General features: G+C 65.5%; 17 protein-coding genes, 2 tRNA genes and 3 pseudogenes. 19 read left to right on the forward strand and 3 right to left on the reverse strand.

Annotated features, from left to right (window positions below):
- The 16 genes and pseudogenes from AVS7_RS23765 to AVS7_RS11455 form a co-directional block, all read left to right on the forward strand.
- A pseudogene (locus AVS7_RS23765) lies at positions 1-72 on the forward strand (elongation factor Tu); the annotation flags it as partial.
- Between the two features lie 11 nt (positions 73-83).
- Positions 84-159 (forward strand) — tRNA-Trp (locus AVS7_RS11385).
- A gap of 85 nt (positions 160-244) precedes the next feature.
- Complete coding sequence (gene secE, locus AVS7_RS11390; RefSeq protein WP_020228520.1) at positions 245-628, forward strand: preprotein translocase subunit SecE; 384 nt, start codon at positions 245-247, stop codon at positions 626-628.
- A complete protein-coding gene (gene nusG / locus AVS7_RS11395) occupies positions 628-1218 on the forward strand; it encodes a transcription termination/antitermination protein NusG (RefSeq protein WP_024001405.1) in 591 nt (196 codons plus the stop codon). Before secE ends, nusG begins: the two co-directional genes overlap by 1 nt.
- Positions 1219-1340: 122 nt before the next feature.
- The gene (gene rplK / locus AVS7_RS11400) at positions 1341-1772 is read left to right on the forward strand and encodes a 50S ribosomal protein L11 (RefSeq protein ID WP_020228522.1); all 432 of its coding nucleotides are present in this window, start codon (positions 1341-1343) and stop codon (positions 1770-1772) included.
- Positions 1773-2468, forward strand: coding sequence for a 50S ribosomal protein L1 (gene rplA, locus AVS7_RS11405; protein ID WP_020228523.1), 696 nt, complete (start codon positions 1773-1775; stop codon positions 2466-2468).
- A 236-nt stretch (positions 2469-2704) separates the two neighbouring features.
- Positions 2705-3211, forward strand: a complete 507-nt coding sequence (gene rplJ / locus AVS7_RS11410; protein ID WP_024001406.1) for a 50S ribosomal protein L10 — start codon at positions 2705-2707, stop codon at positions 3209-3211.
- Between the two features lie 49 nt (positions 3212-3260).
- The gene (gene rplL / locus AVS7_RS11415) at positions 3261-3641 is read left to right on the forward strand and encodes a 50S ribosomal protein L7/L12 (RefSeq protein ID WP_020228525.1); all 381 of its coding nucleotides are present in this window, start codon (positions 3261-3263) and stop codon (positions 3639-3641) included.
- 276 nt (positions 3642-3917) lie between these two features.
- On the forward strand, positions 3918-8042 hold the full coding sequence (gene rpoB / locus AVS7_RS11420; protein WP_020228526.1) for a DNA-directed RNA polymerase subunit beta: 4125 nt from the start codon (positions 3918-3920) through the stop codon (positions 8040-8042).
- A 112-nt stretch (positions 8043-8154) separates the two neighbouring features.
- Complete coding sequence (gene rpoC / locus AVS7_RS11425) at positions 8155-12390, forward strand: DNA-directed RNA polymerase subunit beta' (protein WP_020228527.1); 4236 nt, start codon at positions 8155-8157, stop codon at positions 12388-12390.
- 100 nt (positions 12391-12490) lie between these two features.
- Positions 12491-13024 carry a hypothetical protein gene (locus AVS7_RS11430; RefSeq protein WP_020228528.1) on the forward strand — a complete coding sequence of 178 codons (534 nt, stop codon included), beginning with the start codon at positions 12491-12493 and terminating at the stop codon, positions 13022-13024.
- Positions 13021-14367, forward strand: a complete 1347-nt coding sequence (gene rsmB / locus AVS7_RS11435; protein WP_024001407.1) for a 16S rRNA (cytosine(967)-C(5))-methyltransferase RsmB — start codon at positions 13021-13023, stop codon at positions 14365-14367. The genes AVS7_RS11430 and rsmB overlap by 4 nt, the downstream gene beginning before the upstream one ends.
- Entirely contained in the window at positions 14312-14998 is a 687-nt protein-coding gene (locus AVS7_RS11440) for a DUF4390 domain-containing protein (protein ID WP_082176473.1), read from the forward strand. The genes rsmB and AVS7_RS11440 overlap by 56 nt, the downstream gene beginning before the upstream one ends.
- Entirely contained in the window at positions 14995-17283 is a 2289-nt protein-coding gene (locus AVS7_RS11445; RefSeq protein ID WP_020228531.1) for an ATP-binding protein, read from the forward strand. Before AVS7_RS11440 ends, AVS7_RS11445 begins: the two co-directional genes overlap by 4 nt.
- Positions 17284-17321: 38 nt before the next feature.
- Positions 17322-18005, forward strand: a complete 684-nt coding sequence (locus AVS7_RS11450) for a response regulator (RefSeq protein ID WP_020228532.1) — start codon at positions 17322-17324, stop codon at positions 18003-18005.
- 72 nt (positions 18006-18077) lie between these two features.
- A tRNA-Phe gene (locus AVS7_RS11455) sits at positions 18078-18153 on the forward strand.
- 294 nt (positions 18154-18447) lie between these two features.
- On the opposite strand, the gene AVS7_RS11460 is transcribed toward AVS7_RS11455, so the two are convergent.
- From AVS7_RS11460 to AVS7_RS11470, 3 genes and pseudogenes are all read right to left on the reverse strand, one after another.
- On the reverse strand, positions 18448-18678 hold the full coding sequence (locus AVS7_RS11460; RefSeq protein ID WP_020228533.1) for a DUF2188 domain-containing protein: 231 nt from the start codon (positions 18676-18678) through the stop codon (positions 18448-18450).
- A 73-nt stretch (positions 18679-18751) separates the two neighbouring features.
- Positions 18752-19717 carry a hypothetical protein gene (locus tag AVS7_RS23770; protein WP_020228534.1) on the reverse strand — a complete coding sequence of 322 codons (966 nt, stop codon included), beginning with the start codon at positions 19715-19717 and terminating at the stop codon, positions 18752-18754.
- Positions 19718-19720: 3 nt separating this feature from the next.
- Positions 19721-19975, reverse strand: a pseudogene (locus tag AVS7_RS11470) (hypothetical protein); the annotation flags it as partial.
- A 155-nt stretch (positions 19976-20130) separates the two neighbouring features.
- Between AVS7_RS11470 and AVS7_RS11475 the strand changes: the two are divergent.
- The 3 genes and pseudogenes from AVS7_RS11475 (at position 20131) to AVS7_RS25155 (ending at position 21385) form a co-directional block, all read left to right on the forward strand.
- On the forward strand, positions 20131-20358 hold the full coding sequence (locus tag AVS7_RS11475) for a helix-turn-helix domain-containing protein (protein ID WP_034690748.1): 228 nt from the start codon (positions 20131-20133) through the stop codon (positions 20356-20358).
- Positions 20351-21055: pseudogene (locus AVS7_RS11480) on the forward strand (hypothetical protein); the annotation flags it as partial. The gene AVS7_RS11475 and the pseudogene AVS7_RS11480, both read left to right, overlap by 8 nt.
- Complete coding sequence (locus AVS7_RS25155) at positions 21041-21385, forward strand: DUF6362 family protein (protein ID WP_234450009.1); 345 nt, start codon at positions 21041-21043, stop codon at positions 21383-21385. The pseudogene AVS7_RS11480 and the gene AVS7_RS25155, both read left to right, overlap by 15 nt.
- Positions 21386-21731 lie beyond the last annotated feature (346 nt).

Consider the following 21731-nt stretch of genomic DNA (forward strand, 5'->3'; position numbering starts at 1 on the left):
GGCCTGCGCTTCGCCATCCGTGAAGGCGGCCGTACCGTCGGCGCCGGCGTCGTGGCAAAGATCATTGCGTAATCAAGGGATCTAGGGGTATAGCTCAATTGGCAGAGCGTCGGTCTCCAAAACCGAAGGTTGTAGGTTCGATTCCTACTGCCCCTGCCACATAGCGTGGTACAGCAAGCCCGCCAGCCTCTGGCGGGCTTCGGCGTCTTGTGCGGCGCTGATCGAAGTCAGGATTTCTCGTCATATGGCCACTTCTCAGGTTGAAACGGTTTCCACCGGCGCGGACAAGGCAAAGCTGTTTGCTGCCGTGGCGCTCGTTCTTGCATCCGTCGCCGGCTTCTACCTGCTGAGCAAGCAGGGGGTGCTGGTGCAATGGTCGGCGTTGATCGTCGGCTTGGTGGCTGCTGCAGCCGTGTTCCTGGTGTCGGAGCAGGGGCGCCAGTTCATCGGCTTTGCCCGTGATGCATGGCGTGAAGTGAAGAAGGTCGTCTGGCCTACGCGCAAGGAAACCCTGCAGATGACGGGGTATGTGTTTGCGTTCGTGGTGGTGATGGCGCTCTTTCTCTGGCTGACGGACAAAACGCTGGAATGGGTGTTGTATGACCTCATTCTGGGCTGGAGGAAGTAATGGTGGACGGAGTAGAAATGAATAGCGCACTGCCCCCGGCCGATGTGGCGGGTGCATCCGATATGCGCTGGTACATCGTCCACGCCTACTCCGGCATGGAAAAGGCGGTGGAGCGCAACATCCAGGAGCGGATCGCTCGCGCGGGCATGCAGGCGAAGTTTGGGCGCATTCTCGTACCGACCGAAGAGGTCGTAGAGATGAAGAATGACCAGCGCAAGACCACGGAGCGCAGACTTTTCCCGGGCTATGTGTTCGTCGAAATGGTGATGGACGACGACACATGGCACTTGGTCAAGCACACCAGCAAGGTGACCGGCTTCGTGGGCGGTGCCAAGAACCGTCCGGCTCCGATTTCCGAAGAGGAAGTCCAGAAGATCGTGAGCCAGATGGAGCAGGGCACCGACAAGCCGCGCCACAAGGTGGAGTTCATGGTAGGCGAGCTCGTGCGTGTCAAGGAAGGCCCATTCACGGATTTCAATGGCTCCGTGGAAGAAGTCAACTACGAGAAGAGCCGCCTGCGTGTGTCGGTCATGATCTTTGGCCGTTCCACCCCGGTGGAGCTTGAATTCAGCCAGGTCGAGAAGACCTGAGCCTCTACAGCAGAATTTGCGTCCGCACTTGTCCGGCTCGGTGCGGCGCTGGATTGTCAAGAGTCGATAAACCCCGGGGAGCTTGGCTGCAAGGCTGGGCGCTGTACCCGTAAGGAGCAACCATGGCGAAGAAAATCGTCGGCTTCATCAAGCTGCAAGTGCCAGCTGGTAAGGCCAATCCGTCCCCCCCGATCGGTCCGGCATTGGGCCAGCGTGGCCTCAACATCATGGAGTTCTGCAAGGCTTTCAACGCCCAGACCCAGGGTGTGGAACCTGGCCTGCCGCTGCCCGTGGTCATCACGGCTTTCGCGGACAAGAGCTTCACCTTCATCATCAAGACGCCGCCTGCGACGACGCTGATCAAGAAGGCCATCAAGCTGGAGAAGGGCTCGTCCAATGCGATGAGCACCAAGGTCGGCAAGATCTCCCGTGCCCAGCTGGAGGAAATCGCCAAGACCAAGATGAAGGACATGAACGCTGCCAGCGTGGACGCCGCAGTGCGCACGCTGGCCGGCTCCGCCCGTTCCATGGGCGTGACGGTGGAGGGTCTGTAAATGGCTAAGCTGACCAAGAAGCAAAAGGCCCTGCAGGGCAAGGTCGACAGCACCAAGCTGTATCCCTTCCCCGAGGCACTGGCCCTGGTGAAGGAAGCCGCGACGGCCAAGTTCGACGAGTCCATCGACGTGGCGGTGCAGCTCGGCGTGGACGCCAAGAAGTCCGACCAGGTGGTGCGTGGCGCTGTGGTGCTACCCAATGGCACTGGCAAGACCACCCGCGTCGCTGTGTTCGCTCAAGGTGCCAAGGCCGAAGAAGCCAAGGCTGCTGGTGCAGACGTGGTGGGCATGGATGACCTGGCTGCCCAGGTGAAGGCAGGCGACATGCCTTTCGATGTGGTTATCGCCGCGCCGGATGCCATGCGCGTGGTGGGCACGCTGGGCCAGATCCTGGGCCCGCGCGGCCTGATGCCCAACCCCAAGGTTGGCACCGTGACGCCCGACGTGGCGACGGCCGTGAAGAACGCCAAGGCAGGTCAGGTGCAGTTCCGCGTGGACAAGGCCGGCATCATCCACAGCACGATCGGCCGCCGCTCGTTCGACAACGACAAGCTGCAGGGCAACCTGGCGGCACTGATCGAAGCGCTGAACAAGGCAAAGCCCGCGACCAGCAAGGGTGTGTACCTGCGCAAGGTGGCGGTGTCGTCGACCATGGGCCTGGGCGTGCGCGTGGACACCCAATCCATCTCGGCGTGATGGCATGAGATCTTGAAGCATCCATAAGGGTGCTTCGGTGGTGGGCCGGCGCAGCGATGCGCCGGGCCATCCAAGACCGTTGGCGGGCAGGAGGAATGTCCTTAAATCCGCTGGAGCCAACGCAGATGGCGATCCCGCTGCTGATGGAATGGAAGTTCCGAAACAGTTGGTCGCTGCAAACCAAGAGCGCGCACGAAAGGACTTGTCCTAGAGTAGCGCATATGAAGGAGTAGACCTTGAGTCTTAATCGCAGTGAGAAAGAAGCGGTCATCAATGAAGTGACCAGCCTCGCCGCTAAAGCTCAAACGCTCGTGATCGCGGAATACCGTGGCATCACGGTGGCCGACATGACCAAACTGCGCGTGGATGCACGCAGCAAGGGTGTGAGCCTGAGTGTTCTGAAGAACACCCTGGCGCGCCGTGCTGTGGCAGGCAGCCAGTTCGACGTGGTGGCCGACCAGATGACCGGTCCTCTGATCTACGGCTTCTCCGAAGACGCTGTGGCCGCCGCCAAGGTGGTGGCCGATTTCGCGAAGACCAACGACAAGCTGGTGATTCGCGGCGGCGCTTTCGGCGGCAAGGCCCTGGACGTGAACGGCGTGAAGCAACTGGCCAACATCCCTTCCAAGGAAGTGCTGCTGGCTCAGCTGTGTGGCTTGCTGATGTCGCCGATCTCCCGCACCGCCGTGGTGCTGGGTGCCCTGGCGACCAAGAAAGGCGAAGGCGAACCTGCTGCCGCTTAAATAGCGCACGCAGACGTCCCCTCTTAAAACCAATTGTTAGGAAATCAAAATGGCATTCGATAAAGACGCATTCTTGACCGCACTGGACAGCATGACGGTCCTGGAACTCAATGACCTGGTGAAGGCCATTGAAGAGAAGTTCGGTGTGAGCGCTGCCGCCATGGCCGCTCCCGCTGCTGGCGGCGCTGCCGGCGGTGGCGCCGCTGCTGCCGAAGAAAAGACCGAATTCAACGTGGTGCTGACCGAAGCCGGCGCCAACAAGGTTGCCGTCATCAAGGCAGTGCGCGAAATCACCGGCCTGGGCCTCAAGGAAGCCAAGGACCTGGTGGACGGCGCTCCCAAGAACGTCAAGGAAGCCCTGCCCAAGGCCGACGCCGAAGCCGCTGTCAAGAAGCTGGTGGACGCAGGCGCCAAGGCCGAGCTCAAGTAATCAGGCTGGTCCTGCCGGGCTGGAGGTCTTGCGAAAGGCCTCCAGCCTTTGGTGCTTATGGAATCCATATTCCAGAGCGCACCAGAAAGCGGCCTTGGGGCTGTTTTCTAGTGTCTTCTGACCCATTCCGACCGCGGAAGACGCCTTGGTCCGGGCGATGTGCAACGCATCGCCGTCCGCCATGGTTGGTAGTGGCCAACCGCCAAGCCCGCAAGGTGGCTTCCTTGTGGGGCAATCGTCGAAGACCCCATTGTCATGTCTTTGCCCGGAGATCTCATGGCCCAAACATCCACGTACAGCTACACCGAACGCAAGCGGATCCGCAAGAGTTTCGGCAGCCGCGACAGCGTGCTCACGGTTCCCTATCTGCTGCAAATGCAGAAGGATGCCTACACCGCCTTCCTGCAGGCTGAAACACCGCCCCAGAAGCGTTCCATCGAGGGACTGCAGGCCGCCTTCAACTCCGCGTTTCCCATCGTCTCGCACAACGGCTTCGTGGAGATGAAGTTCGTCGAGTACAACCTGGCCAGGCCCGCGTTCGACGTGCGTGAGTGCCAGACGCGCGGCTTGACCTTCGCCTCGGCCGTGCGCGCCAAGGTGCAGCTCATCATCTACGACCGTGAGTCCTCGACCTCGCAGTCCAAGGTGGTCAAGGAAGTGAAGGAGCAGGAGGTCTACATGGGCGAGGTGCCCCTGATGACCGACAAGGGCTCGTTCATCATCAACGGCACCGAGCGCGTGATCGTCTCGCAGCTGCACCGTTCGCCCGGCGTGTTCTTCGAGCACGACAAGGGCAAGACGCACAGCTCGGGCAAACTGCTGTTCAGCGCCCGCATCATTCCCTACCGCGGCTCGTGGCTCGATTTCGAATTCGACCCGAAGGACATCCTGTACTTCCGCGTCGACCGCCGCCGCAAGATGCCGGTGACGATTTTGCTCAAGGCCATCGGCCTGAACCCCGAGTCGATCCTGGCGAACTTCTTCGTCAACGACAACTTCCGCCTGATGGACAGCGGCGCGCAGCTGGAGTTCGTGCCCGAGCGCCTGCGCGGTGAGGTGGCCCGCTTCGACATCACCGACAAGTCGGGCAAGGTCATCGTGGCCAAGGACAAGCGCGTCACGGCCCGCCACACGCGCGAACTGGAACAGTCCGGCACCACGCACATCAGCGTGCCCGAGGACTTTCTCATCGGCCGCGTGGTGGCCCGCAACATCGTCGATTCCGACACGGGCGAAATCCTGACCAAGGCCAACGACGAGCTGACCGAGGCACTGCTCAAGAAGCTGCGCGCCGCCGGCGTGCAGGACCTGCAGGTCATCTACACCAACGAACTCGACCAGGGCGCCTACATGTCGCAGACCCTGCGCATCGACGAAACGGTGGACGAGTTCGCCGCCCGCGTGGCCATCTACCGCATGATGCGCCCCGGCGAGCCGCCGACCGAAGATGCGGTGCAGGCCCTGTTCCAGCGCCTGTTCTACAACCCCGACACCTACGACCTGTCGCGCGTCGGCCGCATGAAGTTCAACGCCAAGATCGGCCGCGACGAATCCACCGGCCCCATGGTGCTGTCCAACGAGGACATCCTGGCCGTGGTCAAGATCCTGGTGGACCTGCGCAACGGCAACGGCGAAGTGGACGACATTGACCACCTGGGCAACCGCCGCGTGCGCTGCGTGGGCGAGCTGGCCGAGAACCAGTACCGCACCGGTCTCGCACGTATCGAGAAGGCCGTGAAGGAGCGCCTGGGCCAGGCCGAGCAAGAGCCGCTGATGCCGCACGACCTGATCAACTCCAAGCCGATTTCCGCGGCCCTGAAGGAGTTCTTCGGCGCGTCCCAGCTCTCGCAGTTCATGGACCAGACCAACCCGCTGGCCGAGATCACGCACAAGCGCCGCGTCTCGGCCCTGGGTCCGGGCGGCCTGACGCGCGAGCGCGCCGGCTTCGAGGTGCGCGACGTGCACGTGACCCACTACGGCCGCGTCTGCCCGATCGAAACGCCCGAAGGCCCGAACATCGGCCTGATCAACTCGCTGGCCCTGTACGCGCGCCTGAACGAATACGGCTTCATCGAGACGCCGTACCGCCGCGTGGTGGACGGCAAGGTGACGATGGAGATCGAATACCTGTCGGCCATCGAGGAAGGCAAGTACATCATCGCCCAGGCCAACGCCACGCTGGATGCCGAGGGCCGCCTCACGGGCGACCTGGTGTCGGCACGCGAGAAGGGCGACTCCACGCTCGTCTCCGCCGACCGCGTGCAGTACATGGACGTGTCGCCCGCGCAGATCGTGTCGGTGGCCGCATCGCTCGTGCCCTTCCTGGAGCACGACGACGCGAACCGCGCGTTGATGGGCGCCAACATGTCGCGCCAGGCCGTGCCCGTGCTGCGCCCCGAGAAGCCCATGGTGGGCACGGGCATCGAGCGCGTGGCGGCCGTGGACTCCGGCACCGTGGTGACGGCCAAGCGCGGCGGCGTGGTGGACTACGTGGACGCGACCCGCATCGTGGTGCGCGTGCACGACAAGGAAGCCGTGGCCGGCGAGGTGGGTGTGGACATCTACAACCTCATCAAGTACCAGCGCTCCAACCAGAACACCAACATCCACCAGCGCCCCATCGTCAAGAAGGGCGACGTGCTGGCCAAGGGCGACGTGATCGCCGACGGCGCATCGACCGATCTGGGCGAGATCGCCATCGGCCAGAACATGCTGATCGCCTTCATGCCCTGGAACGGCTACAACTTCGAAGACTCGATCCTGATCAGCGAGCGCGTGGTGGCCGAAGACCGCTATACCTCGATCCACATCGAGGAACTGGTGGTGATGGCGCGCGACACCAAGCTGGGCGCCGAGGAAATCACGCGCGACATTCCGAACCTGTCGGAACAGCAACTGAACCGCCTGGACGAGTCCGGCATCATCTACGTGGGCGCCGAAGTGCAGCCCGGCGACACGCTGGTCGGCAAGGTCACGCCCAAGGGTGAAACAACCCTGACGCCTGAAGAGAAGCTGCTGCGCGCCATCTTCGGCGAGAAGGCATCGGACGTGAAGGACACGTCTCTGCGTGTCGATCAAGGCTCGTCCGGCACTGTCATCGATGTGCAGGTGTTCACCCGCGAAGGCATCCAGCGCGACAAGCGCGCCCAGCAGATCATCGACGATGAACTCAAGCGCTTCCGCCTGGACCTGAACGACCAGCTGCGTATCGTGGAGGCCGACGCCTTCGACCGTATCGAGAAGCTGCTCACCGGCCGCGCGGCCAACGGCGGTCCTCAGAAGCTCGCCAAGGGCACGAAGATCGACAAGGCCTACCTCTCCAGCGTGGAGAAGTTCCACTGGTTCGACATCCGCCCCGCCGAGGAAGAGGTGGCGACGCAGCTCGAATCCATGAAGAATGCGATGGAGCAGACGCGCCACGAGTTCGACCTGGCTTTTGAAGAAAAGCGCAAGAAGCTCACGCAGGGCGACGAGCTGCCCGCGGGCGTGCTCAAGATGGTCAAGGTGTACCTGGCCGTCAAGCGCCGCCTGCAGCCCGGCGACAAGATGGCCGGCCGCCACGGCAACAAGGGCGTGGTCTCGAAGATCGTGCCCGTGGAAGACATGCCCTACATGGCCGACGGCACGCCCGCCGACATCGTGCTCAACCCGCTGGGCGTGCCCTCGCGCATGAATATCGGCCAGGTGCTTGAAGTCCACCTGGGCTGGGCCGGCAAGGGCCTGGGCCAGCGCATCGGCGACATGCTGCAGCGCGAGGCCAAGGCGGCCGAGATGCGCAAGTTCCTCGAAGAGGTCTACAACTCCCGCGGCCGCAAGGAAGACCTGTCGCTGCTGAGCGACGAGGAAGTGGTTGCCATGGCGCGCGAGCTGACCACGGGCGTGCCCTTCGCGTCGCCCGTGTTCGACGGCGCCTCCGAGGCCGAGATCAAGGACATGCTCAAGCTGGCCTATCCGGACGACATCGCCGAGCGCAAGGGCCTGACGCCCACGCGCACGCAGGCCTACCTGTACGACGGCCGCACGGGCGAGCAGTTCGAGCGCCCGACGACCATCGGCTACATGCACTACCTGAAGTTGCACCACCTGGTGGACGACAAGATGCACGCCCGCTCCACGGGCCCGTACTCGCTCGTCACGCAGCAGCCGCTGGGCGGCAAGGCCCAGTTCGGCGGCCAGCGTTTCGGCGAGATGGAAGTGTGGGCGCTGGAGGCCTACGGCGCCGCTTACGTGCTGCAGGAAATGCTGACCGTGAAGTCCGACGACGTGCAGGGCCGTACCAAGGTGTACGAGAACATCGTCAAGGGCGAACACGCCATCGAAGCCGGCATGCCGGAATCGTTCAATGTGCTGGTCAAGGAAATCCGTTCCCTGGGCCTGGACATCGAACTGGAGCGTTCTTAAAAAAATGAGCTGCTTGCGCTTGGTTGACAAGGATTTGAGGGTGTTTTCACTCTCAAATCCAATGCAGGCAAGCGCAACCAGCTATGAAATTTGACGAAAAGGAAAGAGTCACATGAAATCGCTACTCGACCTGTTCAAGCAATTCACGCCCGACGAGCACTTCGATGCCATCAAGATCGGCATGGCCTCGCCCGAGAAGATCCGCTCGTGGTCCTTCGGCGAGGTGAAGAAGCCCGAGACGATCAACTACCGCACGTTCAAGCCCGAACGCGACGGCCTGTTCTGCGCCAAGATCTTTGGCCCCATCAAGGACTACGAGTGCCTGTGCGGCAAGTACAAGCGCCTGAAGCACCGCGGCGTGATCTGCGAGAAGTGCGGCGTGGAAGTCACGCAGACCAAGGTGCGCCGCGAGCGCATGGGCCACATCGACCTGGCCGCGCCCTGCGCGCACATCTGGTTCCTGAAGTCGCTGCCCTCTCGCTTGGGCCTGGTGCTCGACATGACGCTGCGCGACATCGAGCGCGTGCTGTATTTCGAGGCCTACGTGGTCACCGATCCCGGCATGACGCCGCTGAAGAAGTTCGGCATCATGAGCGAGGACGACTACGACGCCAAGCGCAAGGAGTACGGCGATGAGTTCGTCGCCAAGATGGGCGCCGAGGGCATCAAGGACCTGCTGGAGTCCATCGACATCGAGCTGGAGATCGAGAAGCTGCGCGGCGACCTGACCGGCTCCGAGGTCAAGGTCAAGAAGAACGCCAAGCGCCTGAAGGTGCTGGAGGCGTTCAAGAAGTCGGGCATCAAGCCCGAGTGGATGATCCTGGACGTGCTGCCCGTGCTGCCGCCGGACCTGCGCCCGCTGGTGCCGCTCGATGGCGGCCGCTTCGCCACGTCGGACCTCAACGACCTGTACCGCCGCGTCATCAACCGCAACAGCCGCCTGCGCCGTCTGCTGGAGCTGAAGGCGCCCGAGATCATCGCGCGCAACGAAAAGCGCATGCTGCAGGAAGCCGTGGACAGCCTGCTGGACAACGGCCGCCGCGGCAAGGCCATGACGGGCGCCAACAAGCGCGCCCTGAAGTCCCTGGCCGACATGATCAAGGGCAAGTCGGGCCGCTTCCGCCAGAACCTGCTGGGCAAGCGCGTGGACTACTCGGGCCGTTCGGTCATCACCGTGGGCCCGACGCTCAAGCTGCACCAGTGCGGCCTGCCCAAGCTGATGGCGCTGGAGCTGTTCAAACCGTTCATCTTCTCCCGCCTGGAGCAGATGGGCATCGCCACGACCATCAAAGCCGCCAAGAAGGAAGTGGAAGCCGGCACGCCCGTGGTGTGGGACATCCTCGAAGAGGTCATCAAGGAGCATCCGGTCATGCTGAACCGCGCTCCCACGCTGCACCGCCTGGGCATCCAGGCCTTCGAGCCGATCCTGATCGAAGGCAAGGCCATCCAGCTGCACCCGCTGGTCTGCGCGGCGTTCAACGCCGACTTCGACGGCGACCAGATGGCCGTGCACGTGCCGCTGTCGGTGGAAGCGCAGCTCGAAGCGCGCACGCTGATGCTGGCCTCGAACAACGTGCTGTTCCCCGCTTCGGGCGAACCCTCCATCGTGCCTTCGCAGGACGTGGTGCTGGGCCTGTACCACGCCACCCGCGACAAGATCAACGGCAAGGGCGAGGGCATGGTGTTCGCCGACATCGGTGAAGTCCAGCGCGCGCTCGACGCGGGCCAGGTGGAGCTGCACGCCAAGATCAACGTGCGCCTGACCGAGTGGAACAGGGACAAGGACACGGGCGAGTTCGCGCCCGAGACCGCGCTCGTCGAAACCACCGTGGGCCGCGCGCTGCTGTCCGAGATCCTGCCCAAGGGGCTGGCCTTCTCGAACCTGAACAAGGCGCTCAAGAAGAAGGAAATCTCCAAGCTCATCAATGCCAGCTTCCGCCGCTGCGGGCTGAAGGAAACCGTGGTGTTCGCCGACAAGCTGCTGCAAAACGGCTTCCGGCTGGCAACGCACGCGGGCTTCTCCGTGGCGATCGACGACATGCTGGTGCCGCCGCAGAAGGCCGAGATCCTGGCCCGCGCCGAGGCCGAGGTGAAGGAGATCGAGCAGCAGTACGTCTCCGGCCTGGTCACGTCGGGCGAGCGCTACAACAAGGTGGTGGATATCTGGGGCAAGGCGGGCGACGACGTGTCCAAGGTGATGATGGACCAGCTCAAGGTCCAGAAGACCGAGGACCGCCATGGCAAGCAGGTGGACCAGGAGTCGTTCAACTCCATCTACATGATGGCCGACTCCGGCGCGCGCGGTAGCGCGGCGCAGATCCGCCAGCTCGCCGGCATGCGCGGCCTGATGGCCAAGCCCGACGGCTCCATCATCGAGACGCCCATCACCGCGAACTTCCGCGAGGGGCTGAACGTGCTGCAGTACTTCATCTCCACCCACGGCGCCCGCAAGGGCTTGGCCGACACGGCGCTGAAGACCGCGAACTCCGGCTACCTCACGCGCCGCCTGGTGGACGTGACGCAGGACCTGGTGGTGACCGAGGAAGACTGCGGCACCTCCAACGGCTCGCTGATGCGCGCCATCGTCGAGGGCGGCGAGGTGATCGAGTCGCTGCGCGACCGTATCCTGGGCCGCGTGGCAGCCGAGGACGTGCTGCACCCCGAGAACCGCTCGGTGGTCGTGGCCGCCGGCACGCTGCTGGACGAGGACACGATCGAGGGCATGGAAGCCGTCGGCGTGGACGAGGTCAAGGTGCGCACCGCGCTGACCTGCGAGACCCGCTTCGGCCTGTGCGCCAAGTGCTACGGCCGCGACCTGGGCCGCGGCGGCCTGATCAACCTCGGCGAAGCCGTGGGTGTGATCGCCGCGCAGTCCATCGGCGAGCCCGGCACGCAGCTGACCATGCGCACGTTCCACATCGGCGGCGCGGCATCGCGTGCGGCCGTGGCATCGAGCGTGGAAGCCAAGTCCAACGGCATCATCGGCTTCAATGCCACGATGCGCTACGTGACCAACACCAAGGGCGAGCTGGTGGTGATCGCGCGTTCCGGCGAGATCGTCATCCACGACGAGCACGGCCGCGAGCGCGAGCGCCACAAGGTGCCCTACGGCGCGACGCTGACGGTGAAGGCCGATCAGCAGATCAAGGCCGGCACCATCCTCGCCAACTGGGATCCGCTGACGCGCCCGATCATCACGGAATTCGCTGGCCAGGTGAAATTCGAGAACGTCGAGGAAGGCCTCACGGTCGCCAAGCAGGTGGACGAGGTCACGGGCCTGTCCACGCTGGTTGTGATCGACCCCAAGCGCCGCGGCTCCGCCAAGGTGGTGCGCCCGCAGGTCAAGCTGATCGACGCACAGGGCCAGGAAGTGAAGATCCCCGGCACCGACCACTCGGTGACCATCGGTTTCCAGGTGGGCGCGCTGATCCAGGTGCGCGACGGCCAGGAAGTGGGCCCTGGCGAAGTGCTGGCCCGCATCCCTGTCGAAGGCCAGAAGACCCGCGACATCACCGGCGGTCTGCCGCGCGTGGCCGAGCTGTTCGAAGCCCGCAGCCCCAAGGACAAGGGCATGCTGGCCGAGATCACCGGCACCGTGTCGTTCGGCAAGGAGACCAAGGGCAAGGTGCGCCTGCAGATCACCGACCCGGACGGCAAGGTGTGGGACGAACTCGTGCCCAAGGAAAAGAACGTGCTGGTGCACGAAGGCCAGGTCGTCAACAAGGGCGAGCTGATTGTCGATGGCCCAGCCGACCCGCAGGACATCCTGCGCCTGCTGGGCATCGAGGAGCTCTCGCGCTACATCGTCGACGAGGTGCAGGACGTGTACCGCCTGCAGGGTGTGAAGATCAACGACAAGCATATCGAGGTGATCGTTCGCCAGATGCTGCGCCGCGTCGTGGTCGAGAACCCGGGCGAGTCCACCTATATCGCCGGGGAGCAGGTCGAGCGCTCGGAGATCCTCAACACCAACGAGGCGCTGCAGTCCGAGGGCAAGATCCCGGCCACGTACTCCAACGTGCTGCTGGGCATCACCAAGGCGTCGCTGTCCACCGATTCGTTCATCTCCGCCGCGTCGTTCCAGGAAACGACTCGCGTGCTCACCGAGGCTGCCATCATGGGCAAGCGCGACGAGCTGCGCGGCCTGAAGGAGAACGTCATCGTCGGCCGCCTGATCCCTGCCGGCACGGGCCTGGCCTACCACCAGGCGCGCAAGGCCAAGGACGCCATGGACGAGGCCGAGCGCCGCGCCATCGCCGATGCCGAAGCCGCCGAACTGGCGGGTGTGGGCGCGGACGATGCCACGGCCGAGATCGACGGCAGCGGTGCCGACGCGGCCGCCGACTAAGCCTGCCATGCCGCCCGTGCTGCTTGCCAGTACGGGCGCCTGAACGCTCCCGTTGCGCCCTCCCGGCGAAGCGGGAGCTTCTTTATTTTGGACTCGTGAAATGGTGACCACCTGGCTCCTGCTGGCACTGCTGCTGTTCTGGGCGGTGGGCGCCTACAACCGGCTCATCCGCCTGCGTTCGGCTGCGCTGCAGGCTTTCGGCGGCCTGGACACCTACATGGTGCGGCTGATCGCGCTGATGGGCGAATACCAGGCTGCGCGCGGCGCCGTGGAGGGGCCGCGTGCGCCGGGGGCCGACACGCATGCGGCCCTGGGCGCGGCCACCACGCAGTTCGGCGCCTCGCTGGCCGTGGCGCGAGCCCGGCCGCTGGATGCCGAAGCCGCCGCCGCCCTGTCTGCGGGCGTCCACGTACTGGAGGCCGCCTGGCAGGCCGTGGTGCGCGAAGCCGCCGCTCCCGATGTGCCCGACGCCCTCGCGCCCTGGATCCGCCAGCGCGAACAACTGGCCCTGCAGAGCGCTACGGCGCTGGAGCAGTTCAACACGGCCGTGGCGCAGTACAACCAGGGCATCGTGCAGTTCCCGGCCAGCCTGCTGGCGTGGCTGTTCGGCTTCAAGAAGGCGCAACCGCTGTGACCGCTTCTCCCTCTCCAACGCCAGCGCCAGCGCTGTGGGTGCTGCTCGACGCCACGGCCGCGGCCCTGCAGGCCGTGCGAGCCGGCCAGTCCGGGACGGCGGCACTGGACACCGTGGATGCCTCTCTGCGCCCCGGCGTGCGGGCCCTGCTGTTCCAGGCGCTGCGCCACCTGGGCCGCGCACAGGCCCTGCGCAGAGCGCTGGCGCCGCGCCAGCCCCCGGCCCGCGTGGACGCGCTGCTGTGCACTGCGCTGGCCCTGGCCTGGAACCCGGAGCAGGCGCCCTATGCACCGTTCACGCTGGTCAGCCAGGCCGTCGAGGCCGCCAAGCGTAGCCCCGCCACCCGCGCGCAGGCCGGCTTCGTCAACGCCTGCCTGCGGCGCTTCCTGCGCGAGCGCGACGCACTGGTGGCTGCCACCGACCGAGACGAAGTGGCCCTATGGAACCACCCGGCCTGGTGGATCGCCCGCCTGCGCCGCGACCACCCCTGGCAGTGGCAGCAGATTCTGCAGGCCAACAACGCGCAGGCACCCATGGCGCTGCGTGTTTCCAAGTCAAAAAGCACTCCAGCGCAATACTGTCAAGCGCTGGCAGCTATCAATATGGAAGCTTATCCGGACGGCGACAGCGGCGTGGTGCTGCGCCGGCCCCTGCCCGTGGCGCAACTGCCGGGCTTTGCCGACGGCGTGGTCTCCGTGCAAGACGCCGCCGCGCAGATGGCCGCGCCCTTGCTGCTCCAAGGGCTGGATGCGCGCCAGCCCCTGCGCCTGCTCGACGCCTGCGCCGCGCCCGGCGGCAAGACGGCCCATCTGCTGGAGTGGGCGCAGGCCCTGGGTGCGCCCTGGCAGGTCACGGCGCTCGAAATGGACGCCTCCCGTGCCGCCCGCATCCACGACACCCTGCGCCGCCTGCGGCTGCAGGCCGACGTACGCGTGGCCGACGCGGGCGTGCCCGCAGACTGGTGGGACGGCCAGCTGTTCGACGCCATCCTGCTCGATGCGCCCTGCACCGCATCGGGCATCGTGCGCCGCCATCCGGACGTGCGCTGGCTGCGGCGCGAGAGCGATATCGCCCAGCTCGCCGTGCTGCAGGCGCGGCTGCTGGGCGCGCTCTGGCCCCTGCTCAAGCCCGGCGGGCGGCTGCTCTATTGCACCTGTTCCGTGTTCCGCGCCGAGGGGCAGGAGCAGGTTCAGGCGTTTCTTGCGCACAACACCGATGCGCGCCTGGCACCTTCTCCGGGCCATTTATTGCCCGCCAATCCGGACAAGGCAGGTGCGCTTGGGGACAATGCTGCGGGTGAGCACGACGGTTTCTTCTACGCACTGCTGCACAAGGCCGCCTGAGGGGGGCGCCCGCCGGCGCCGATGGGTGCCGGCCTTGCTGCTCTGCCTGGCGGCCCTGCTGGTCCTCCTGGCGCCGCCCGTGCGGGCGCAAGGCCACGGGGACATTGCTGAAATGCAGCTCGAGCACACGGCCGAGGGCCTGTTCCTCACGGCCGCGCTGCCCCTGGAGCTGCCCAGCCTGGTGGAGGACGCGCTCTACAAGGGCATCTCCATGTATTTCGTGACCGAGGCCGAGGTGCTGCGCCAACGCTGGTACTGGTCCGACAAAGTCGTAGCGCGTGCGGCCCGCTACCTGCGCCTGAGCTACCAGCCGCTCACGCGCCGCTGGCGGCTGGCGCAATCGTCCACGCCGTTTTCCGCCAGCGGCCTTGGCGTGTCGCTCGGGCAGAACTTCGAGGAGCTGTCCGAGGCGCTCTCGGCCATGCAGCGCATCGCACGCTGGAAGATCGCCGACGAGGGCGTGCTCGACGACGATGCGTCCTACCTGGTGAACTTCCAGTTCCGGCTGGACATGTCGCAGCTGCCGCGCCCCATGCAGATCGGCGCCGTAGGCCGGTCCGGCTGGACGCTGCAACTGGCGCGCAGCATGCGCGCGCCTGCGCTGGAACGCACGGCGGAAGGCGCGCAATGAACGCAGACGAACATCGACCCGCCGGCTCCGCGCGCAGGGCCGCCAGCCGCACCCGTGCCGTGCGCTGGGCGCTGGGCATGGGCGTGGGGTTGATGTGCGCCATCGGCCTGGTGCTGCTGTTCCTGCTCACCCAGGCCACCAACAACCGGGCCCTGTACGAGCGCAACTTCACCTGGCTGCTGGGCGTGAACGTGCTGGTGGCGCTGGTGCTGTTCACGGTGCTGGTCTGGGGCGCAGTGCGTTTGGGCGTGCGCCTCAAGCGCGGGCGCTTCGGCAGTCGTCTGCTCGTCAAGCTGGCGGGCATCTTCGGCCTGGTGGGCGTAGTGCCGGGGCTGCTGATCTATGTGGTTTCCTACCAGTTCGTGTCGCGCTCCATCGAAAGCTGGTTCGACGTGCGGGTGGAGGGCGCGCTCTCGGCGGGCGTGAGCCTGGCGCGCGTCACGCTGGACACCATCGCCGGCGACCTCGCCTCCAAGACACGCACCGCCAGCAGCCAGCTCGCCCAGGTGCCGGACGCGGCCGCGGGGCTGGTGCTCGAGCGCATGCGCGACCAGCTCGGCGCCACCGACCTCGTGCTCTGGAGCGCGTCGGGGCAGCCCCTGGCCAGCGCGGGCCAATCCCGCTTCAGCTTGAACCCCGAACGTCCTGGTATCCAGCAGTTCCGCAACGCGCGCCAGCAGCGCGCCACGTTCCAGATCGAGGGGCTGGACGACATCACCGACCCGCAGGCCGTGGACAACGCGCGGGTGCGCGCCCTGGTCGTGGTGCAAAGTCCGGGCGTGGGCCTGTTGGCCGAGCCGCGCTTCCTGCAGGCCACGCTGCCCCTGCCGCAGGCGCTGGTCGCCAATGCCATCGCCGTGCAGGAGGCCAACCGCGAATACCAGGAGCGTGCGCTGGCGCGCGGCGGCCTGCGGCGCATGTACATCGGCACGCTGACCCTGGCGCTGTTCCTGGCCGTGTTCGGCGCCGTGCTGCTTGCCGTGCTGCTGGGCCACCAGATCGCGCGGCCGCTGCTGGTGCTGGCCGATGGCGTGCGCGAGGTCGCCGCGGGCAACCTGGCGCCGAAGGCCGCGCTGCAAAGCCGCGACGAGCTGGGAGGCCTCACGCGCTCGTTCGCGCTCATGACCCAGCAGCTGGCGGATGCACGGGCTGCCGCGCTGCAAAGCATGGGCGCCCTCGACGACGCGCGCGGCCGCCTGCAGACTATCCTGGACAACCTGACGGCCGGCGTCATCGTGCTCGACGCGCAGGGCGTCATCCGCTCCTCCAACCCAGGCGCCACGCGCATCCTGCGCGCACCGCTGGCCGCCTACGAAGGCCGCGCACTGGCGGACGTGCCCGGCCTGGCGGACTTCGCCGCAGCGGTGCAGCGGCAGTTCGACACCTTCCAGCTCGACCGTGACCAGCACAGCCTCGACCACTGGCAACACCCGTTCGAGCTGCACGGCGCGGGTGGCGGCGTCGCGGCGCAGGGCACCAGCCTCGTGGCCCGTGGCGCCGAGCTGCCCGACGACGCACGGCTGCTGGTGTTCGACGACATCTCCGAAATCGTCTCTGCCCAGCGCGCCCAGGCTTGGGGCGAGGTGGCGCGCCGCCTGGCGCACGAAATCAAGAACCCGCTCACCCCCATCCAGCTCTCGGCCGAGCGCCTTGCACTCAAGCTCGACGGCAAGCTGCCCGAGGCCGAGCAGGCCGTGCTCACCAAATCCGTCAAGACCATCGTGGACCAGGTGGATGCCATGAAGCGCCTAGTCAACGAATTCCGCGATTACGCGCGCCTGCCGGCGGCGGAGTTGCACCCGCTGGATCTCAACGCCCTGGTGACCGACGTGCTGCAGCTTTATGGCGCAGAAAATGCCACGGTGCCGGTCGAGGCGGAACTCGACCCCCAGTGCCCGTCCATCGCTGGTGACGCACAGCAACTGCGCCAGGTGGTGCACAACCTTCTGCAGAACGCGCAGGATGCCACGCAGCAGGCAGCGGAACAGGGCGGCAAGCCGTTGCGGCCCGTGCGCATCGCCACGCGCTGGAGCGGATCGTCGCAGCGCGTGCGTCTTACCGTCTCGGATTGCGGGCAGGGATTCCCGGCACACATCCTGCAACGCGCCTTCGAGCCCTACGTGACCACCAAGCCCCGCGGAACAGGCCTGGGCTTGGCGGTCGTCAAGAAAATCGCCGACGAGCATGGCGCCCGTATCGACCTGGCCAATCGCATTGAAAACGGCGTGGTGATGGGCGCCCAAGTGTCGCTATCATTCGCCCCTGGGCTGGCGGTTGCGCATTGACAACACCGCCGCATAGGCAGTAAGAGCGCACTGAACACATGGCAAACATTCTGGTGGTGGACGACGAACTGGGTATCCGGGATCTGTTGTCGGAAATCCTGAACGACGAGGGACACAGCGTAGACCTCGCCGAGAATGCCACGCAGGCACGCAGCGCCCGCCTTGCCGGCACGTATGACCTGGTGCTGCTCGACATCTGGATGCCCGACACCGACGGCGTGTCCCTCCTCAAGGAGTGGGCCACCGCGGGCGCGCTCACCATGCCCGTCATCATGATGAGCGGCCACGCCACCATCGACACCGCCGTCGAAGCCACCCGCATCGGCGCGTTCTCGTTCCTCGAGAAGCCCATCACCCTGCAAAAGCTCCTCAAGGCCGTGGAGCAGGGCTTGGCGCGCAGCATGCCCAGCCCCCAGCAGGCGGCGCCAGCGCCTGTGGCTGCGTCGCCTTCGGGTCCCGCCCCCGTCGGCACCGAGCCCGTGGTGCAGCCCGTAGTGGCCATGAGCGAGCCGGGACCGCTGTCGCACCAGGGCTTCAACCTCGACCGCCCTCTGCGCGAGGCGCGCGACGGATTCGAGAAGGCCTATTTCGAATTCCACCTGGCCCGTGAAGGTGGCTCCATGACCCGCGTCGCCGAAAAGACCGGCCTGGAGCGCACGCACCTCTACCGCAAGCTGCGCCAGCTAGGTGTGGACCTGGGCCGCGGCAAGCGCGGCGGATAAGTCGGGTGATTCCACGAAAATTTTCGTCCTGGTTTCGGATGGACTGTTTTTCAGCATATAATTTGAGGCTCTGGCCCGGTAGCTCAGTCGGTAGAGCAGAGGATTGAAAATCCTTGTGTCGGCGGTTCGATTCCGTCCCAGGCCACCACTATTCAGCGCCCAACCGTTCTCGGTTGGGCGTTTTCATTTGCGGATTCCGCACACCACGCGGGCTTCCGGGCCGTTCTGCGTGTGCCGCCAGTCGTCTGGCCAAGGGCGACACAGCGCTCGGTTCGCCCCTGTTCCGCCCTATCTTCTCTCGAAACCTGCGCCAACTTCTTCGCCGTGGCACACGCAGACGGCCTTGTCCGTCAACCACTTGTGCGTGTGCCGATGGGAATGGTTGGCTCGCGGGTTTGCACGAGCAAAGCACAACGGCAAACCCGCGAGGCCAGCCTCCACGTCAGCCCTTGGGCGGGAACGGGTCGTCACCGTAGCTGTTGCGCTCACGGATCTGGCCGTTCCGCCCTTGGATGAGCATCTCGCTCTGCTGGTTGATGGCGATGTCCCGCGCACGGTCAATCGCCTGTTGCTGCGTGTCATGGATGGAGGTGAGGCGGTCGTTGCCTTCTCCCCGCACACCCCACTGATCACCGCCGTTGATGGGTACGACCCATTGGTTCTTTCCGCTCATTTCATGCACTCCAAAAATTGCAAAGGTCAGGCTCTTGAGGTCGGCGCGAGCCTGGGCGCATCGGGTGGGGAGATCACGTCATGGCAACCTCCTTTCCGGCTGCCGCACACGGCATTGCGTACAACCCCGCGCGTTGCTGCGTGACCACGAGCGCGCCGTAGGCCGCGTGCTGTGCAGCAGGCCCTGGCTTGCCCTTGTCCTTCGCCTTGATCTTGAACAGGTCGCTTGGCTTGGAGCTGTCCAAGCCCGCGCGCTGCATGATCCGATCCGCCGTCGTGGCTTCGCCCTTGAACGACCACAGCGCGCCGAACACCTTCGACTGCCCATCGGTGAACTGGATCGGCGTCGCCTGGACATCCGCCAGCGTCGCCCACTTGAAGTCCACCGAGAACGGCCCGTTCACCGGCGTGGCTGGATCGGCGGCCACGGGTGTCACGGATGGCGACGGCGTGCTGAGGAGCGTGATCCCGCCGCCGTAGAACGTGAAGCGTTCCTCCAGCACCAACCACTCGACGTCCGCGCCGAAGGGAGAGCCGCGTGTGATGCTCGGCTTTGGCGTGATCACCCGGATGTCGCCGCTCGCCACGCGCACCCGATCCAGCAGCGCAGGTTCGTGCAGCACCCGAGCCAGGTTGCGGGCCAACAGGACGGGCGACCGCCGTGCATCTCCCAGCCGCCACACGCCGTCACCCAAATCATCGATGCCGTCGCGGCTCTCGATGCCGAGCGCGAGGCGCATCTTCTGTCGCAGCCAATCCTCGTCCAAGGCCAACGCCGCGCCGTCGTTTACTTCGACGGCCACGGGCCCACAGTCCGGGCAGCGGCACATCCGACCGCCGCGACCATCACCCCACACCTGCGCCCGATGTTGCTGGCAATGGGGGCAGAGCACGAACGACTGATCCACCGTCGTTGGCTTGACTGCCTTGCCGAGCACGGAGAGTGAGGCGATTTCGTTCGACGACAGCATGGTGCGCAGCACGGGCGTGCCGCCCGCGAACAGGCGGCAGACCAGGGCCCAAGCATCGTGCGTCGCCATCGATCAGTCCTCGAATGCCGATGACGAACTGACCGCATCTGCTTCAGGCGGAAGTTCCTGCGCGCTCAGGGTCTGGCCCTTCTGCAAGATGCCCACTGCGACCAGATAGCCCTCCAGTTGCGCCTGCATCTTGGCGTCGAACTTGTGCAGGTTCAGCCGCCCCTTGCTGGTCACTTCGATGGTGACCACCTTGGGGCGTGTCCGGCCCGGCTCGGGCGGGTAGTAGAGATTGACCTGCGCCGCCGTCACCGCCCACTGCGACGCTTACGTGAGGCGAAGAAGTTGTCGGATCGGGCGGTGAAGGTCATCAAGGCGACCGAAGCAGGCGAACTCCTGCCGCGCGCCTTCAATGACCCGACCCACTTCGAATGCCGGATGTGCGCGTGGCAAGACCGCTGCTGGAGGACAACGACATGAACCGCACACCCTTGAATCAGGTGCTCGGCGAGCAATTGATCGACGCGCGCCAAGCCGCGCTGATGTTCAACCTGCCGTCGTACTGGCTCTCGCAGGCCAAGGAGCGTCAGCAGCGCCGTATTCCGCACTACCGCGTCGGCAAGCTCGTGCGCTTCAAACCCAACGAACTGGAGGCGTGGATCGTCGCGCAGCAGACGTCCAGCGAGGGGGCTGTGGATGCTTGATTTCAACGACACGCCAACACCCATTCCTCGCGACCTCGACGCCGAACGCGAAGCGATCCGCACCGAATTGCTCGCTCGGTTGGAGTCGGTGCTGGCCACGCTGTTCCCGGCAGGCAAGAAGCGCGGCGGCAAGTTTCTCGTCGGCGACGTGCTCGGCAGTCCGGGGGACAGCCTGGAGATCGTGCTCGACGGCGACAAGGCGGGCTTGTGGACGGATCGCGCCACTGGCGATGGCGGTGACATCTTCGCGCTGATCGCCGCGCATCTGAGCCTTGATGCGCACGCCGACTTTCCGCGTGTGCTCGACGCCGCGACCGAACTGGTCGGCCGCGCTCCGGCGGCACCGGCACGCAAATCGAAATCGGTGCTCCCCGTCGACGATCTCGGCCCGGCCACCGCGAAGTGGGATTACCTCGACGCCTCCAGCAGGCTGATCGCCGTCGTCTACCGCTACGACCCGCCCGGTCGCAAGAAGGAATTCCGTCCGTGGGACGCGCGCCGTCGCAAGATGGCTCCGCCCGATCCGCGCCCGCTCTACAACCAGCCAGGCATGACCGGAGCCGCGCAAGTGGTCTTGGTCGAGGGCGAAAAGTGCGCGCAGGCACTGATTGGCGCGTGCATCGTCGCCACCACGGCGATGCACGGCGCGAACGCGCCAGTCGAGAAAACCGACTGGTCGCCGCTGGCGGGCAAGGCTGGACGCCGCCTGCCGCCCGTCCGGGTGCAGGGTTACTTCAACACGTGGCCCGTGATCGTGCGCAAGGAGTGGGAGTCATTCGCTGCGGACGAGAAGGACTTTCGCCCTTTCCCTCCTAGCCCAGAAGCCATCGACCGGATGCTGGAGACGATGCGCTGGGTGCAGTGGCTGGAGGTCGAGCAGCGCCACCTCGTGTGGATGCGGGCCAAGCGCTACGGCTGGCGCGACATCACCATCCGCTTCGCCTGTGACCGCACGACGGCATGGCGGCGTTGGCAGCGCGCCTTGCAGATGGTCGCTGACCAGCTCAACGGCGTGGTCATGGCGTAGGGTTTTGGCGTGATTTGGCGCGCGTGGTCGGCCATCAGCGTCGATCAGCGGAGCAGAGCGACTTTTGCCCTTGCAACAAATCCGGTCGTTTGGGCATACAGTGACGGCTATGGTCGCACGAGGTGTGTGACCGAGAGGGACGACCCAGCCAGCACCCAGGCAAAAGGGGTCCTTCCTCGCCAAAATCCAATGCGGGGGGCGCGAGCGCGGCATTCGTCTAGCGTCCGACTGCAAACCGAGGTTTGCAGGGTTTGCAGTTTGCACCCGCACCAGTCCGCACCCATCACGAGCCCGCCCACGGTTTTCCGTCGGCGGGTTTTCCTTTTGGCTGCGCCGAATCGGCGCT

Origin of the sequence: Acidovorax sp. MR-S7 (genome assembly GCF_000400995.2) — a bacterium.
In the GTDB taxonomy this organism is placed as follows: Bacteria; Pseudomonadota; Gammaproteobacteria; order Burkholderiales; family Burkholderiaceae_C; genus MR-S7.

Bases quoted from the DNA above. Each gene is read 5' to 3' on its own strand.
- AVS7_RS11430 (WP_020228528.1), top strand. From the start codon at position 12,491: ATGGTGACCACCTGGCTCCTGCTGGCACTGCTGCTGTTCTGGGCGGTG.
- AVS7_RS11460 (WP_020228533.1), bottom strand. From the start codon at position 18,678: ATGAGCGGAAAGAACCAATGGGTCGTACCCATCAACGGCGGTGATCAG.
- AVS7_RS23770 (WP_020228534.1), bottom strand. From the start codon at position 19,717: ATGGCGACGCACGATGCTTGGGCCCTGGTCTGCCGCCTGTTCGCGGGC.
- rpoB (WP_020228526.1), top strand. From the start codon at position 3,918: ATGGCCCAAACATCCACGTACAGCTACACCGAACGCAAGCGGATCCGC.
- nusG (WP_024001405.1), top strand. From the start codon at position 628: ATGGTGGACGGAGTAGAAATGAATAGCGCACTGCCCCCGGCCGATGTG.
- AVS7_RS11450 (WP_020228532.1), top strand. From the start codon at position 17,322: ATGGCAAACATTCTGGTGGTGGACGACGAACTGGGTATCCGGGATCTG.
- secE (WP_020228520.1), top strand. From the start codon at position 245: ATGGCCACTTCTCAGGTTGAAACGGTTTCCACCGGCGCGGACAAGGCA.
- rpoC (WP_020228527.1), top strand. From the start codon at position 8,155: ATGAAATCGCTACTCGACCTGTTCAAGCAATTCACGCCCGACGAGCAC.
- AVS7_RS11445 (WP_020228531.1), top strand. From the start codon at position 14,995: ATGAACGCAGACGAACATCGACCCGCCGGCTCCGCGCGCAGGGCCGCC.
- rplA (WP_020228523.1), top strand. From the start codon at position 1,773: ATGGCTAAGCTGACCAAGAAGCAAAAGGCCCTGCAGGGCAAGGTCGAC.
- rplK (WP_020228522.1), top strand. From the start codon at position 1,341: ATGGCGAAGAAAATCGTCGGCTTCATCAAGCTGCAAGTGCCAGCTGGT.
- AVS7_RS11440 (WP_082176473.1), top strand. From the start codon at position 14,312: ATGCTGCGGGTGAGCACGACGGTTTCTTCTACGCACTGCTGCACAAGG.
- AVS7_RS11475 (WP_034690748.1), top strand. From the start codon at position 20,131: ATGAACCGCACACCCTTGAATCAGGTGCTCGGCGAGCAATTGATCGAC.
- rplL (WP_020228525.1), top strand. From the start codon at position 3,261: ATGGCATTCGATAAAGACGCATTCTTGACCGCACTGGACAGCATGACG.